A 15,430-nucleotide genomic window follows, 5' to 3' on the forward strand; every position below is an offset into this window, starting at 1 on the left:
TATGTCGAGAAACGGTAAAAAATCGAAAATGGATGGTTTTATATCCTTTATGGAAAAGCACTTTGAGCCGATAGCAGCAAGGATAGAGAAACAACGACATGTAGCATCCATTAAGAATGGTATGATCGCACTTATTTCGGTATTGATAATCGGCTCTTTTTCTTTAATCATTTCATCCATCGGCAATATGTTTCCTAATGGAACAGCAGTAAAGACCTTCTTTGTTCATTACAATGATATATTGCAATTACCTTTCCAGTTTACATTTGGCTTACTATCGGTTTATTGTGCCATCACGATTTCCTATAATCATGCGAAACAGATGAAGGTTCCTGTTTTACATGGTGTAATAGCTGGGGTATTAGTGACATTAATATTAAATACAAAGATAGTGGATGGAAGCTTAAATACACAGTTTCTTGATTCACGCGGGTTATTTATTGCGATCTTTGCATCATTAATAACGATTGAAGTACTAAATGTATTTATGAAAAATAATATTACCATTCGATTAAAAGGCTTGCCAGAGGGGATTTCCGCTACATTTGAATCGATCATACCGATGGTAGTGGTTTTATTTGGAGCTGTATTACTAAGTGTTGGTGTACAAAGTATGACGAATGGAAAAATCATTCCGGAAGCATTCACAACGATGCTTGCACCTGCAATCAATAGTATTGATACACCATATGCCGTTTTTGTTATTTCGTTTTTAGAAATGTTATTTTGGTTCATTGGATTGAATGGTTATGCGATTTTAATTGGCTTTGTCTTACCATTTATGACCCAGTACCTTGGTCAAAATGCTGCAGCATTTGCAGCTGGGGAACCAATTCCACATGTGTTTGCACCAAATTTTTGGGATTATTTTATGGGATTTTCAGGATCCGGAATTACTGGGGCATTAGTGGTATTAGCATTATTTAGTAGATCTCAGAAAATTAAAGCTGTCGGTAAAGCCTCCGTTGTTCCAGCGATCTTTACTATTTCGGAGCCAGTTGTTTTCGGATTACCAATATGCTTTAATCCGTATTTATTTATCCCATTTGTAATCGGGACACCTATTTTGGCAGCTGTTCAATGGTTTATATTCCACTGGGGTTTAGTACGGCCACCAGTTGTTAATGTTGGAGGAACACCTATACCTTTTGCGCAATATTTGTCCACGATGGACTGGAAAGCGGTTATTCTTGGATTCGCTGTGTTGGCTGCAGCCGTTTGTATGTATTATCCGTTTTTCAAAATGTATGAGCGCAGTGCAATGAAAGAAGAAAGAGTTCTTAATGACAGGGAAAGAGCACATCAAGAGCTTGACCTTGATTTTTAAAATAGAAAGGAAACAACAAAATGAACATAAAAAAGTTTTCTACAGCAGTATCAATGGCTGAAGCAGCTGGTGAACATATTATTGAATTAGTAAAAAAGAAGCCTGAAAGTTTACTATGCTTTGCTGGGGGAGAAACTCCACTTTTGACTTTAAACTATTTAGTAGAAGCTGCTTTAAAAGGGAAAGTGGACTTTGGAAAATGCTCCTTTGTCGGTCTGGATGAGTGGGTCGGTCTTGGCCGTGAGACAAAGGGCAGTTGCAGGCAAACATTGTTTGATTATTTCTTTGACCGTGTTCCGGAATTAACGGATTCGCAAATTTGTTTTTTTGATGGTTTGGCAAATGATTTGGATGCTGAATGTAAAAGAGTAGATGAATTTATAGCCAAACATGGAGTAATAGACTTTATGCTGCTAGGTATTGGCATGAATGGACATCTTGGTTTCAATGAACCAGGTGTACCGACAGATAAGTATTGTCATGTAGTAGATCTTGATTCAGTAACAAAGAAGGTTTCAGTGAAATATTTTGATGAAGAAGTTAATGTATCAAAGGGAATCTCTCTTGGAATAAAACATATTATGGAAGCGACTGAAGTGATGTTAATGGCATATGGAGAAAAGAAAGCAGACATTGTGAAGCGTACAATCGATACAGAACCAACTTCAGATGTTCCTTCCACTCTTGCTAAGAACTCGAAAAATGCGGTTATGTTTATCGATGAAGCAGCTGGAAGCCAACTAAACTAAGGAAAGAAGGACTTAGGCAGATGAAATATATAGATATTCAAGGAAAAAAAGATGGACAAGATATTACCATTAGAGTTTCTAATTTACTGATGGGTTCAGGAGATTTCCTTCGAGCGGATAATATGGATTTTGCTGCTCCAGTATTGGATAAATTTCTTGAAATAGGTGGAAATACATTTGATACAGCTAGACAATATCGCCATAGTGAAAAGGCTTTAGCAGCTTGGATGGAAGCACGAGGAAATAGAGACCGCTTAGTTATTCATACGAAGGCATGTCATCCAACCCGTGAAAATCCTGATGTTGCAAGGGTTAACCCCGAAGCAATTGAAGAGGATCTCCATACTAGCTTAGAAATGCTCGGTACGGATCATGTGGAATTATTTGCTTTGCACCGAGATGATCCTACAAAGGAAGTTGGACCAATTATGGAAAGTCTTCATAAACAGGTGGAAAAAGGATTAGTTTACGCAATCGGTGCTTCTAATTGGGAAACAACAAGAATAATAGAAGCAAATAAATATGCAGCCGAACATGGGTTAACACCGTTTACCTTTAATAGTCCAAATTTAAGTCTCGCTAAAGTGAATCGACCTCGTTGGGAAAATTGCGTATCAGCAAATGATGAGATGATTGCTTGGCATCAAAATACAAAGACACCTCTGTTGTCATGGTCCTCACAAGCAGGAGGGTTCTTCTCTGGTAAATTTGCGCCACATATGAAAGAGAATGTGGAAATGGTAGAGGTTTATTATAGTGAAAATAACTGGGAGAGATATCGCCGTGCAAAAGAGCTGGCAGCTAAAAAAGGGGTAACACCTATTCAGATTTCTCTTGCTTATGTATTACGTCAGACTTTCCCGACAGCAGCGGTAATTGGTCCGGAAAATAGTAACGAATTATTATCTTCTTACGATGCAACGAAGATTTTATTAACAGATGATGAAGTTCGTTGGCTAGATTTAAAGGAATAATTGGATTAGTGCTGAAAAAGGGAAAAATGGTTTGGTTTAATTCGTAATCGTTTCGATTTAAAGAAGGGGATTTTAAGTGAAACAAAAATATAGAAAAAATGGAGGTGCAAAGATGAAAGACATTCGTCATAAGTTTGCCGTGGAATTATATTCATTTAGGCGTGAACTTGAAGCAGACTTCGCTGGAACAATACGAGAGCTGCGAAAAATGGGCTGGGAGGCTGTTCAGATGGACGGACTTCGTGGCAATAGTGCGGAGGATATCGCTGCGGTCCTTCGAGAAACAGGAATGAAGGTAGCAGGTATGCATGTCTCACTTGATCGGATGCTTAATGATACGGACAACGTAGTATACGAGGGATTGTTATTTGGAACAAAGGATATTTTTTGCAACTCGTTACCGGAAGAATTACAGAATGAAGAGGGGTATCGCTATGTGAAACGTTCAATGCTTGACTTAGCTGATCGCCTCAATGGATTAGGCTTTAGAGTAGGTTACCATAACCATGAATTTGAGTTTTTATCAAAGGTTGATAACCGAACGGCATATGATTATTTAATGTTGCCAGAGGGGAATCGTTTTCTTTATCCAGAAGTAGATACTTATTGGGTTCAATATGCTGAAATCAATCCATTATCTGTGATTCAACGCTTTCCGGACAAAATGCCTATTTTACACTTGAAAGATATGAAGGCAGATAAGAAACTAACATATCCTGAATCTCTTGCAGAAATAGGAACGGGCAGCATAGACTTTCTCCCGATTTTAAAATGGGGTGAAGCAAATGGAACGGAATGGTACGTGGTGGAGCAGGATCGTAGTTTTTTAACAGGCGGTATGATGGAAAGCTATCAAATTAGTTTTAATAATTTACTAAAACTTCAGGAACAATTGTAAATCGAATAGATTCACATTTCCACTTTGATTTGAAAGAAGGAACAGTTAAAATGCTAACCTGGAAAAATAATAGAAGACTTGATCTGATTGCAATGGGACGGCTTTGTATCGATTTAAATGCAAACGAGATTAATAGACCGATGGAAGAAACGATGACGTTTACGAAATACGTAGGGGGGTCGCCAGCCAATATTGCGATTGGCACAGCAAGACTTGGACAAAAAACAGGGTTTATAGGAAAAGTAGCAGATGATCAAATGGGTCGTTTTATCATAGATTATTTGAAAAAAAATAATATTGATACTAATAGTGTAACAACAGATCGTACTGGTGCTGTTACCGGACTGGCATTTACAGAGATTAAGAGTCCCGAGGATTGCAGTATTTTAATGTATCGTGACAATGTAGCGGATTTGAAGCTGCATCCTTCCGAAGTAGATGAAGAATATATTAAACAAGCAAAAGCACTTTTAATATCAGGAACAGCACTGGCCAAAAGTCCATCAAGGGAAGCTGTATTTGTTGCACTTGAATATGCCGTGAAACATGATGTTACTGTATTTTTTGACCTAGACTACCGTCCATATACCTGGATTGATGAAGCAGAAACAGCAGTTTATTACAATTTAGCTGCTGAAAAATGCGATTGTTTAATAGGTACACGTGAAGAATTCGATATGATGGAAAAGCTCTTAAATATAACAGAGTCCGACGATCGCTATACTGCATCACGTTGGTTTTCATACCGAGCCGAGCTTGTTGTAATCAAGCATGGCGGAGCAGGTTCAATCGCATATACAAAAGACGGTAGTTCTCACAAAGGGGGCATTTTCCAAACAAACGTCCTAAAAACGTTTGGTGCCGGGGACTCTTATGCATCTGCATTCATCTACGGACTAATGAATGGGAAAACAGTGGAGGAAGCAATGAAGTTGGGGAGTGCGTCGGCATCCATTGTTATTTCACGCCATAGCTGCTCCGAAGCAATGCCAACGGAGGAAGAATTGCTCAACCATATAGATACAGCAGAGTATAAACCATCTTAATATTTGTTCATTTTGTATGGGGAATTATAAAAATATTGAAGAAAACAATCGTTGAATAAACAGCCTTCAATACAGAAAGGGAGAGAACAGAATGATACTAACATCAGTAGAACGATTAAAAAACTATATCGGCGGAGAGTGGGTAGCCTCAGCTTCCGATGAAACGGAAATCGTTAAGAACCCAGCAACAGGTGCAACGATTGCGGAGGTACCTCTTTCAACTAAACAAGATGTAGATTTCGCAGTTCAAGCTGCACAAAAAGCATTTCATACATGGTCTCAGACACCTGTTCCTAAACGTGCCCGTATACTTTTTAAATATCAACAGCTTCTTGTGGATCATTGGGATGAGCTTGCTAAGCTTGTAACGATAGAAAACGGTAAAAGTTATTCAGAAGCATACGGTGAAGTGCTTCGAGGCATTGAATGTGTGGAATTTGCTGCAGGAGCACCGACATTAATGATGGGAAAACAGCTTCCGGATATAGCGACAGGCATCGAGTCGGGTATGTATCGCTATCCAATCGGAGTAGTCGGAGGAATTACGCCATTCAATTTCCCAATGATGGTACCTTGTTGGATGTTCCCGCTTGCGATTGCCTGTGGAAATACATTTGTATTAAAGCCATCAGAGAGGACACCAATTCTTGCAACACGTCTTGCCGAATTATTTGAAGAGGCTGGACTTCCAAAAGGAGTATTAAATATCGTTCATGGTGCACATGATGTGGTAAATGGACTTTTGGAGCATAAACTTGTTAAAGCCATTTCATTTGTAGGGTCTCAGCCAGTAGCGGAATATGTATATAAAACAGGTACTGCAAACTTGAAACGTGTACAAGCACTTTCTGGTGCGAAGAATCACTCTATTGTACTAGGAGATGCAAATCTTGACTTGGCAGCTACACAAATTACAAGTGCAGCTTTCGGATCCGCAGGTGAGCGCTGTATGGCAGCAGCAGTCGTTGCAGTGGAAGAATCTGTTGCTGATGAACTGATTGAAAAACTAAAAAAAGCTGCAGATGAAATCAAAATTGGAAATGGCCTTGAAGAAAATGTTTTTCTTGGACCGGTTATTCGTGATTCTCATAAAGAGCGTACACTTGGTTATATTGAATCTGGGGTTAAGGAAGGCGCAACACTTGTCCGTGATGGACGTAAAGATGAAGCAGTAAATGGCGAGGGTTACTTTATAGGACCGACTATTTTTGATCATGTCACACAAGAAATGAAAATCTGGAAGGAAGAAATATTTGCTCCAGTACTTTCTATCGTCCGTGTAAAAGATTTATCAGAGGCAATTAATGTAGCAAATGCATCACCATTTGCAAATGGGGCATGTCTTTTTACAGATAGTTCGTCCTCTGTTCGTCAATTTCGTGAAACAATTGATGCGGGAATGCTCGGCATTAATCTCGGTGTTCCAGCTCCGATGGCGTTCTTCCCATTTTCAGGATGGAAAGATTCCTTCTATGGTGATTTGCATGCAAATGGCACAGATGGAGTGGAATTTTACACAAGAAAGAAAATGGTTACAGCTCGTTATGTGAAGTAAAGGAACGCAATGTCCAAAAAGGGGAAGAGGAGGGAAGGTTAATTTCCATGCCGCTTCCCTTTCTTACGATTTTTATAGAGAGGAGTTTACATTATGAGTTCTATTCGTTTAACAACCGCACAAGCACTAGTAAAGTTTTTAAATGCACAGTATGTAGAGTTTGATGGTAAACAAAGGCGATTTATAAAAGGAATCTTTACGATATTTGGTCATGGAAATGTAGTTGGTCTTGGTCAAGCTCTTGAAGAAGACGCAGGAGAATTAGAAGTATATCAGGGACGTAATGAGCAGGGAATGGCACATGCAGCAATGGCATTTGCTAAGCAGAAACATCGTAAACAGATTATGGCCTGTACCTCATCCGTCGGTCCTGGAGCAGCTAATATGATTACATCTGCAGCAACTGCAACTGCGAATAATATCCCTGTGCTTTTACTTCCTGGAGATGTATTTGCGACCAGGCAGCCTGATCCTGTGTTACAGCAAATTGAGCAGACTCATGACTTATCTCTTTCTACAAATGATGCATTTCGACCGGTAAGTAAATATTGGGATCGTATCAACCGTCCAGAGCAACTTATGTCTGCCATGTTAAATGCGATGCGCGTATTAACAAATCCTGCTGATACTGGTGCAGTCACGATTGCACTTCCACAGGATGTCCAAGGAGAGGCTTGGGATTACCCGCAAAGCTTTTTCGAAAAGCGTGTTCATCGTATTGAACGTCGTCTTCCTTCTGTTGAAAGTGTAGAGGACGCTGTTAAACTCATTCGTTCGAAGAAAAAGCCATTATTAGTTCTAGGTGGAGGAGTTCGTTATTCCGAAGCGGCAGATGTATTTGTAAAATTTGCCGAAACATTTAATATTCCATTTGGAGAAACACAAGCGGGAAAAAGCGGTGTGGAAAGTAATCATCCTTTGAACCTTGGTGGAATTGGAGTAACAGGTAATTTGGCAGTTAATAAAATTGCAAAAGAAGCGGATTTGATTATTGGTGTCGGCACTCGGTTTACCGATTTTACTACTGCCTCTAAACAATTATTTGGGCAAGCAAGTATTCTTTCCATTAACATTTCTGAATTCCATGCATCCAAACTAGATGCGATGAAAGTAGTTGCCGATGCGAAAAAGGGGATTGAGGAGATTTCATCAGCTTTAGAGGGCTACGTATCAGAGTATAAAGATGAAATAAAGAAAGCAAAGCAAGAATGGAAAAAAGAACTGGATCGTTTATATAGTATCACTTACAGTGACAGCTTCATTCCTGAAATCGCCGGGCATCTAGATGACCAAATAGCTGAATATAACGAGGTCCTTCAAACTGAATTAACACAAACAAGTGTACTCGGAAAGCTGAATGAATGGCTGGATGATCAGGCAATTATAGTTGGTGCAGCAGGAAGTCTGCCAGGCGACTTGCAGCGAATGTGGCTATCTAAATCACGTAACACGTATCATGTAGAGTACGGATATTCGTGCATGGGATATGAAATTGCTGCAGCATTAGGCGCAAAGCTTGCGGAACCAAATAAAGAAGTATACGCGATGACGGGAGATGGAAGCTTCTTGATGTTGCATTCCGAACTTGTTACAAGCTTACAGGAAGGAAAAAAGATTAATGTCATCCTATTTGATAACGCTGGGTTCGGATGCATTAACAATTTGCAGATGGAAAATGGTATGGGGAGTTTTGGGACTGAATTCCGTAAGAGGAACCCGAGAACGGGCAAGCTGGACGGACCAATTATGACTATTAATTATGCCAAAGTAGCAGCAGGCTATGGTGTAAAGACATATACCGTTCATACAATGGCGGAACTTGAATCGGCTATTTTAGATGCAAAACACCAAACAATAAGTACCCTAATTGACATTAGGGTGCTTCCAAAAACAATGACACATGGCTATGATGCATGGTGGCATGTCGGTGTTGCAGAAGAAGCGGTTAAAGAAAGTATAAAATCTGCATTTGAAAACAAACATGAAAATTTGAAGAAAGCGCGTGCCTACTAAAGGAGAACGAATATGACATTAGTAAAAATGAAAGAAATTCTTGCTCATGCGGAAGAGAATAATTACGGTGTGGGAGCATTTAGTGTCGCTAACATGGAAATGGTCATAGGTGCTGTAAGGGCAGCTGAGGAGCTTCGATCACCACTTATTTTACAAATCGCAGAAGTGAGGCTAAAGCACTCCCCGCTCCATTTAATTGGTCCATTGATGGTAGCTGCAGCAAAGAAGGCAAATGTACCTGTGGCGGTCCATTTTGATCATGGATTAACAGCAGGGAAAATCCGTGAAGCGCTTGAAATCGGCTTTTCTTCTATTATGTATGATAGCTCACATCACCCACTAGAAAAAAATATTGCCGAGACAAAAAAAATGGTAAAACTTGCCTGTGGATATGGTGCAACGGTAGAGGCAGAAATCGGTCAAGTTGGAGGCAGTGAAGACGGTTCCGTTGATATGGAAATTTTACTTACGTCTACTGAAGAAGCAAAGCGTTTTGCCCTTGAGACAGAAATTGATGCGTTAGCTATTGCAATCGGTAACGCACATGGCATGTATAAAGGAAAGCCACAATTGCGGATGGATCGTTTATCTGAAATTAATGACGTAGTAAGTATTCCACTTGTCCTACATGGAGGATCGGGAATTTCGGAGGAAGACTTTAGAGCTTGTATCAAATATGGAATACGCAAAATTAATGTGGCGACGGCGACTTTCAATCATGTTGTTCAAATGGTAAACGGACAGGCTCCTTTTAATCAATATTTTTCTTATCATGAAAGTGTCATAGAAGCTGCAACAGAAAATATAAAACGCCACATGCATATGTTTGAAAGTGTAGGACGAGTTTAAGGAGGAAAAATGTATGTATGAAAAACTTCAAGATTTAAAGGAAGGCTATACGACGATAACAGAAATGGGCGGGAAGCATAGTGATATGCTGCAGGATATCGGTATTTATGCAATCCAAAAGGGCAAAACAGAAGCACTTATTGATAAAAGCAAAGAAACAGCCATTCTCCTTCTTGAAGGGGAAATACGCCTAGAATGGAATGGCATATCAAAAGAAATAAAACGCAATAATGTCTTTGAAGAGGATCCATGGTGCCTGCATGTTCCAAAAGGTACTAATGTAAAAATCTTTGCACTTGCTGCCAGTGAAGTGCTTGTTCAAAAAACGGATAATGAACGCTCGTTTGATGCTAAGTTATATACACCTGAGGACTGTGAAAGCACTAATGCAGGGGAAGGTCTATGGAATGGAACGGCAGAGCGGGTGATTCGAACCATATTTGATTATAACAATGCTCCTTATTCCAATCTTGTTATAGGTGAAGTAATCTCCTATCCAGGACGTTGGTCCAGTTATCCGCCGCATCATCATGATCAGCCAGAAGTATATTATTATCGCTTTGATAAACCACAAGGCTTTGGATGTGCGATGGTTGGACCTGAGGCATATCGTATCGAGAACAATAGCTTTATTACAATCCCTGGTAAACTCGATCATCCTCAGGCAACAGCTCCTGGATACGCGATGTACTTCTGTTGGATGATTAGACATCTTAATAACAACCCGTGGACAGATCGAATTATGGAAGAAGATCATAAATGGTTGCTTGAGCCAAACGCAAAAATTTGGCCAGACGAGTAAAAATATAAGGTTCACATAATAGTGAAAGAAATCGACAGCAAGTCGATTTCTTTTCATTCAACTTTTAAGCTGAATCAATTTGTCCGCCATCTATAAGTTTTTCCCTGGTCCCTATGTATATAGCACCTAAAACGCTCAAAATTCCAATAGATTGATTCCAACCAAATGGCTCTTTAAGGAACACTATTCCTACCAATGCTGCAGTAATTGGGATGAATCCTGTAAAAATCCCAGCAATATTTGCCTTTATATTGGCGACGCCGCGATACCATAGAACAAATGATAGGATGCTCGCAGTTAATGCGTAATATATGATCAGGAACCACACTGACAATGATAGATTCATAAAGTTAAAGGTGACAGCCTCCTTTATTGCAAAAGGCAGAAATAATAAAAAACCAATGATATTAACCCCTGTAGACAGTTGAATTGGTGAGAGTATAGCAGAGAGTTTTTTTGCAAAAATCGTAAACAAGGCTTCCGAAATAACAGCTCCAAATACAAGGAAATTTCCGAGTAATAATGAATTGCTTTCTGAATTTAATGAGGGTGCTTGAAAAGTAATAACAGCTATTCCAAATATAGAGAGGCAGATAGAGAATGCTTGGGAGATGGATAGCCTTTCCTTTAAAATGAAAAATGATAAAATCGCAATGATGGCAGGGACGGTACTTTTGATAATTCCCGCTGCAGTAGCGGAAGTATAGCGAACCCCATACAACATCAATACACTAAACAAAAAAACGCCAAAAAATGATTGCAAAAATAAAAATCCCCAGTGGCGTTTTTGAAGTTGTTGTACCTTCTTTGGTCGGCTAATTACTAACATTGGTATTAAAAATAGTAGAGCAATGAAGAATCTCATTTCTGAAAAAAGAAAGATTGGGACATGTTCAACAATTAATTTTCCTACAGCAACATTTGCGCCAACAAAAGCCATTGATAAAGCGAGTTGCAAATAGGCTAACTTCATACTAGTCTACCTCTATTCACTAAATTTGGTATTTCTCAATTACTTCATCAATTATATGCAAACCCAGATATTACCTATAATCTTTTATTATAAAATACTTTGTGATATGAGAAAACCACGAGCTTAGCGTGGGGGCATGCATTTATACTATCCGGCTTACATATAAGCTTGTTCTTTTCCCATAACGACCCAGAAATAGTGAAATCAATCGGTAATCGTAAACTTGATATTTAATATTCTTTTATATACTATACAACACCAAAAACAGCAAATCCTGCAAATAAAGGGTTTGCTGCTTTTTTAAGGTTCGTGTAAGGTTGACATTAAAATCATGTAAGGTCCGGTGACTATAATCGTATTTGTAGTCAATCAAGGAGGCTTACACAATGAAAACAATTTTACATGCAAAAAATGTTCAAAAAATATATGGGTCTAAAGGAAATCAATATAAAGCATTGGAAGATATAAATTTGGAAATTACGGAAGGCGAATTTATTGGAATTATGGGTCCTTCGGGAGCAGGAAAATCGACCTTGCTGAATATTTTATCGACGATTGATACTCCTACATCGGGAGAAATTATCATTGCAGACCAAAATATCGTCACCATGAACGAGGAATCATTATCCGATTTTCGCCGGAATAAACTTGGATTTATTTTTCAAGATTATAATCTGCTCGATACATTAACGGTTAAGGAAAATATCTTACTCCCATTGGCATTATCAAAAGTACCTGCAAATGAGATTAAAAAACGAGTCGAGGAAATCGCTGATACCTTTGGTATTCGGGAGATTCTGAATAAATATCCTTATCATATCTCCGGGGGCCAAAAGCAGAGAACCGCTGCATCTCGCGCAATTGTTACAAACCCAAGCTTAATTCTAGCGGACGAGCCAACAGGTGCTTTGGATTCAAAATCCGCCGAAAGTTTACTGGAAAGCTTAACAGCACTGAACGAACAGAATCAGTCAACCATTATGATGGTTACACATGATGCGTTTGCGGCAAGCTTTTGTAAACGAATTTTATTTATTAAGGATGGCAGGATTTTTGCGGAAATCCATAAACTGCAGCAATCTCGCCAGGAATTCTTTCAAAAAATATTGGATGTCCTCGCCTCTCTTGGGGGTGGGCGTTAAATGACACTATTTAGCATTGCCAAAAAAAATATTAGAAAAAATTTTAAGAATTATTTTCTATATATAGCTTCCATGGTATTCAGTATTGTAATTTATTTTACATTTGTTTCATTAAAATATGATCAAACGATTCAAGCTACTACTGATTCTTCTACAAAAATAAGTTCCGCTTTTAATGCAGCTTCAGTTGTTTTGATTATTTTTGTGGCTATTTTTATTTGGTATTCCAATTCATTCTTTACAAAGAAGCGCAAAAAAGAAATTGGTCTATATTCTTTATTAGGTGTCCGGAAAAAACAAATTGGCCAGATGTTATTTTATGAAAATTTTATCATGGGGATTTTAGCCCTTATCATCGGGATAATTTTAGGTTCCATATTATCTAAGTTCTTTGTAGTACTTTTAATGAAGGTTATGGGATATGATGCCATCAGTAATTTTGCTATTTCTTTTGCTGCGGTGATGAATACAGTTATTGTGTTTATCCTTATTACGGCTATTACTTCGATTCATGGATATCGATTAATCTACCGATTTAAATTAATTGAACTATTCAAAGCTGAAAAAGAAGGAGAAAAACAGTCAAAAGCATCTTTTATTATCGCGATTTTTTCCGTGCTATTAGTTGGAATTGGTTACTGGCTCGCACTTCAAAATTTATTGGAGTCTGAAATTTGGAGAAAAATGGGCTTCATGATCACCCCTCTAGTCATACTAATAACGGTTATTCTCGGTACTTATTTATTATTGAGTACATTAACTGTTTATCTATTAAAGATTTTAAGAAAAAATAAAGGCCATTTTTGGAATGGGATTAACATTATCAGTACTTCGCAACTTCTCTATCGAATAAAAGGAAATGCGCGTACGTTGACCATTATCGCAGTCCTAAGTGCAACAACACTAACGGCTGTAGGGGCAGCTTATAGTTTTTATTTTAACAATAGAAGTAATGCAGAAACTGCGAATCCAAATAGTATGATGTTTGTCGCCAAAGATACAAACATTTCCAATAAAATACATGACCTAATTTCTCACGATAAAAGTCACAGCATTGAATATCACGAGATAATCCCAACACTTCAATTGGATGTTGATATTACGAATTTGCATAGTAAAATCTCTGGTGATCAGGTGGAATATACTATTATTGCAAATAAGACTTATAACAAATTAGTAAAAGATCAGAAAAAGAATGATTCTCTTTCACTGAAAGGAAAGGATGCAGCGGCATTAGATGCATCTTATTTTGAAGGTTTATCACCAAAGTATGTAGGGTCAACTATTTCATTGAAGGTGAAAGACCTTAGTGAAAACGTAACCTTTAAAAAGTTGAAAAAATATAATGTCCTCAATCTTCATACAGCTAACACAACCGTTGTTGTTAGTGATGAGTTGTTTTCTAAATTAGCGAATAAAGCAAATCTAGTAAACATGGAAGCTTACGGAATGACTAATGCTGATCACGCAAATAAATTAACGAAGGATATTCAGTCCATTTTACCAGAGGATGCAAATTTCTCCAGCTTCTATAACGATTATGCACGGGGAATGGAATCAACAGGGCTAATTATTTTTATCGGTGGGTTCCTTGGTTTAGTGTTCCTTGCAGCAACTGGAAGCATTATTTATTTCAAACAGCTAACAGAAGCAAACTTAGATGTAGAGAGATATGATATATTACACAAAATCGGTGTGAAGAAAAAGGAAGTAAAAAGATCTATTGCGAAACAAGTCTTGTTTATTTTTGCATTGCCATTAATTGTAGGAATTGCTCACAGTGTGGTTGCCTTAACTGCTTTATCAAGATTAATGCAAACAAATTTGGTCATCCCCGTGTTGATATGTATAGCCGTTTACGTTTGTATATACATTGCTTATTATTTTTTAACCGTGAATACGTACTATAAAATCGTGACGAAATCAAATAGATAGTAATAGAAAGGGTAGAGTGTAATGAAAAAAATAATCACATCATTAGTTGTTATAGTCGTCATCATCTTTGGCGGACTTATTTTTCTGCAAAAAGTAAATTTCAATAGATTAGGTGCGGACGAATATTATGTACAAATAAACGATCAAGGAAAAAAGGTGGAAAGTAAAGCGGATAATGGAGAGAAATATGTACAATATGAGTATACCCTGCTAGCCTTTGATAAAGACGGGAAACAAAAAACATTTAGTTTCTCTGCTCAAAAGCAGCTTCGCGAAAATGCCTATCTCCGTTTATACGTGAAAGATAAAAAAGGAGTCACATCCTTTCAGGAAGTGAAAAAAGAGGAGCTTCCTCAAAAGGTAAGGGAAAAGTTGAAATAATTTTAACTGTAAAGGAATCCTTATTAAAATGGGTTCCTTTTTATTATAATAAGGGTACAAACTTGGAGGGAAGAAAAATGTCCATTAATAAAAAGGTGTTAATTATAGACGATGAAGAAGATATTTTAAAACTAATAAAAACCGTATTAAAAAAAGAAGGAGTGGAGAATGTCATTACGGCCACTACTGCAAAAGACGGATTTGATCAATTTCAAAAAAGCAATCCAGATATCGTTTTACTGGATATTATGTTGCCGGATGGAGAAGGCTATGACGTTTGTCGGCAAATTAGAAGCGTGTCGATGGTACCTATTTTATTTTTATCGGCAAAAACGGAGGAAATTGATAAGATTTTAGGTTTCGCTATAGGCGGGGATGATTATATTTCAAAGCCTTTTAGCCCGAAAGAGGTAGCTTATCGTGTAAAAGCACAATTACGGAGAGCAGAATATATGCAACCGGAAAAGGAGAAAGATTCCATACTGAAAGCCGGACCATTTGAGTTACATGAAGAAAAAGCGCAATTAACAAAAAACGGGGAGATAGTTCAATTAAATCCGAAGGAACTTGGATTAATGAAGTATTTTCTGCGAAATAAAAATAGGGTACTCAGTAAGGAACAACTTTATGATACTGTCTGGGGTGACGAATTCTTTGGTGATGATAATACGGTGATGGTGCATATTAGAAGGTTACGTGAAAAAATTGAAGAGAATCCATCCCATCCCCAGCATTTAGTTACACTAAAAGGCTTAGGATATAAGCTCTCTATTGAGGATGAATAAT

14 protein-coding genes are annotated in these 15,430 nt (G+C 38.0%); 13 read left to right on the plus strand and 1 reads right to left on the minus strand.

Annotation, left to right across the window (positions count from 1 at the left end):
- Nucleotide 1: 1 nt before the first annotated feature.
- From NSQ59_RS03120 to NSQ59_RS03160, 9 genes are all read left to right on the plus strand, one after another.
- On the plus strand, nucleotides 2-1,327 hold the full coding sequence (locus NSQ59_RS03120) for a PTS sugar transporter subunit IIC (protein WP_055738212.1): 1,326 nt from the start codon (nucleotides 2-4) through the stop codon (nucleotides 1,325-1,327).
- 20 nt (nucleotides 1,328-1,347) lie between these two features.
- Nucleotides 1,348-2,076 (plus strand): glucosamine-6-phosphate deaminase, encoded by a 729-nt coding sequence (locus tag NSQ59_RS03125; RefSeq protein WP_055738213.1) that lies wholly within the window; start codon nucleotides 1,348-1,350, stop codon nucleotides 2,074-2,076.
- Nucleotides 2,077-2,096: 20 nt separating this feature from the next.
- Complete coding sequence (locus tag NSQ59_RS03130) at nucleotides 2,097-3,050, plus strand: aldo/keto reductase (RefSeq protein WP_055738214.1); 954 nt, start codon at nucleotides 2,097-2,099, stop codon at nucleotides 3,048-3,050.
- A 112-nt stretch (nucleotides 3,051-3,162) separates the two neighbouring features.
- Nucleotides 3,163-3,948 (plus strand): sugar phosphate isomerase/epimerase family protein, encoded by a 786-nt coding sequence (locus NSQ59_RS03135; protein WP_205603451.1) that lies wholly within the window; start codon nucleotides 3,163-3,165, stop codon nucleotides 3,946-3,948.
- 50 nt (nucleotides 3,949-3,998) lie between these two features.
- The gene (gene iolC / locus NSQ59_RS03140) at nucleotides 3,999-4,994 is read left to right on the plus strand and encodes a 5-dehydro-2-deoxygluconokinase (protein ID WP_055738215.1); all 996 of its coding nucleotides are present in this window, start codon (nucleotides 3,999-4,001) and stop codon (nucleotides 4,992-4,994) included.
- Nucleotides 4,995-5,085: 91 nt separating this feature from the next.
- Nucleotides 5,086-6,549 carry a CoA-acylating methylmalonate-semialdehyde dehydrogenase gene (locus NSQ59_RS03145; protein WP_055738216.1) on the plus strand — a complete coding sequence of 488 codons (1,464 nt, stop codon included), beginning with the start codon at nucleotides 5,086-5,088 and terminating at the stop codon, nucleotides 6,547-6,549.
- Nucleotides 6,550-6,642: 93 nt separating this feature from the next.
- A complete protein-coding gene (iolD, locus tag NSQ59_RS03150) occupies nucleotides 6,643-8,562 on the plus strand; it encodes a 3D-(3,5/4)-trihydroxycyclohexane-1,2-dione acylhydrolase (decyclizing) (protein ID WP_055738217.1) in 1,920 nt (639 codons plus the stop codon).
- A 12-nt stretch (nucleotides 8,563-8,574) separates the two neighbouring features.
- Nucleotides 8,575-9,411, plus strand: a complete 837-nt coding sequence (locus NSQ59_RS03155) for a class II fructose-bisphosphate aldolase (protein WP_055738218.1) — start codon at nucleotides 8,575-8,577, stop codon at nucleotides 9,409-9,411.
- Between the two features lie 13 nt (nucleotides 9,412-9,424).
- A complete protein-coding gene (locus tag NSQ59_RS03160) occupies nucleotides 9,425-10,213 on the plus strand; it encodes a 5-deoxy-glucuronate isomerase (protein ID WP_055738219.1) in 789 nt (262 codons plus the stop codon).
- A gap of 64 nt (nucleotides 10,214-10,277) precedes the next feature.
- Here NSQ59_RS03160 and NSQ59_RS03165 read toward each other — a convergent pair whose 3' ends face one another.
- Entirely contained in the window at nucleotides 10,278-11,186 is a 909-nt protein-coding gene (locus tag NSQ59_RS03165; protein ID WP_340829141.1) for a DMT family transporter, read from the minus strand.
- A gap of 386 nt (nucleotides 11,187-11,572) precedes the next feature.
- Between NSQ59_RS03165 and NSQ59_RS03170 the strand changes: the two genes are divergently transcribed.
- From NSQ59_RS03170 to NSQ59_RS03185, 4 genes are all read left to right on the plus strand, one after another.
- A complete protein-coding gene (locus tag NSQ59_RS03170) occupies nucleotides 11,573-12,328 on the plus strand; it encodes an ABC transporter ATP-binding protein (RefSeq protein ID WP_055738221.1) in 756 nt (251 codons plus the stop codon).
- Complete coding sequence (locus NSQ59_RS03175) at nucleotides 12,329-14,263, plus strand: ABC transporter permease (RefSeq protein WP_055738222.1); 1,935 nt, start codon at nucleotides 12,329-12,331, stop codon at nucleotides 14,261-14,263. It abuts the gene before it with no gap.
- 21 nt (nucleotides 14,264-14,284) lie between these two features.
- Nucleotides 14,285-14,644, plus strand: coding sequence for a YxeA family protein (locus tag NSQ59_RS03180; protein WP_055738223.1), 360 nt, complete (start codon nucleotides 14,285-14,287; stop codon nucleotides 14,642-14,644).
- A 77-nt stretch (nucleotides 14,645-14,721) separates the two neighbouring features.
- Entirely contained in the window at nucleotides 14,722-15,429 is a 708-nt protein-coding gene (locus tag NSQ59_RS03185) for a response regulator transcription factor (RefSeq protein WP_055738224.1), read from the plus strand.
- The last annotated feature ends 1 nt before the right edge of the window (nucleotide 15,430 follow it).

Origin of the sequence: Margalitia sp. FSL K6-0131 (assembly GCF_038008735.1) — a bacterium.
Classification (GTDB): Bacteria; Bacillota; Bacilli; order Bacillales; family Bacillaceae_C; genus Margalitia; species Margalitia shackletonii.

Excerpts from the sequence above, each read along its gene's own strand:
- NSQ59_RS03120 (WP_055738212.1), top strand. The coding sequence starts at position 2 with ATGTCGAGAAACGGTAAAAAATCGAAAATGGATGGTTTTATATCCTTT.
- NSQ59_RS03125 (WP_055738213.1), top strand. The coding sequence starts at position 1,348 with ATGAACATAAAAAAGTTTTCTACAGCAGTATCAATGGCTGAAGCAGCT.
- NSQ59_RS03130 (WP_055738214.1), top strand. The coding sequence starts at position 2,097 with ATGAAATATATAGATATTCAAGGAAAAAAAGATGGACAAGATATTACC.
- NSQ59_RS03135 (WP_205603451.1), top strand. The coding sequence starts at position 3,163 with ATGAAAGACATTCGTCATAAGTTTGCCGTGGAATTATATTCATTTAGG.
- iolC (WP_055738215.1), top strand. The coding sequence starts at position 3,999 with ATGCTAACCTGGAAAAATAATAGAAGACTTGATCTGATTGCAATGGGA.
- NSQ59_RS03145 (WP_055738216.1), top strand. The coding sequence starts at position 5,086 with ATGATACTAACATCAGTAGAACGATTAAAAAACTATATCGGCGGAGAG.
- iolD (WP_055738217.1), top strand. The coding sequence starts at position 6,643 with ATGAGTTCTATTCGTTTAACAACCGCACAAGCACTAGTAAAGTTTTTA.
- NSQ59_RS03155 (WP_055738218.1), top strand. The coding sequence starts at position 8,575 with ATGACATTAGTAAAAATGAAAGAAATTCTTGCTCATGCGGAAGAGAAT.
- NSQ59_RS03160 (WP_055738219.1), top strand. The coding sequence starts at position 9,425 with ATGTATGAAAAACTTCAAGATTTAAAGGAAGGCTATACGACGATAACA.
- NSQ59_RS03165 (WP_340829141.1), bottom strand. The coding sequence starts at position 11,186 with ATGAAGTTAGCCTATTTGCAACTCGCTTTATCAATGGCTTTTGTTGGC.
- NSQ59_RS03170 (WP_055738221.1), top strand. The coding sequence starts at position 11,573 with ATGAAAACAATTTTACATGCAAAAAATGTTCAAAAAATATATGGGTCT.
- NSQ59_RS03175 (WP_055738222.1), top strand. The coding sequence starts at position 12,329 with ATGACACTATTTAGCATTGCCAAAAAAAATATTAGAAAAAATTTTAAG.
- NSQ59_RS03180 (WP_055738223.1), top strand. The coding sequence starts at position 14,285 with ATGAAAAAAATAATCACATCATTAGTTGTTATAGTCGTCATCATCTTT.
- NSQ59_RS03185 (WP_055738224.1), top strand. The coding sequence starts at position 14,722 with ATGTCCATTAATAAAAAGGTGTTAATTATAGACGATGAAGAAGATATT.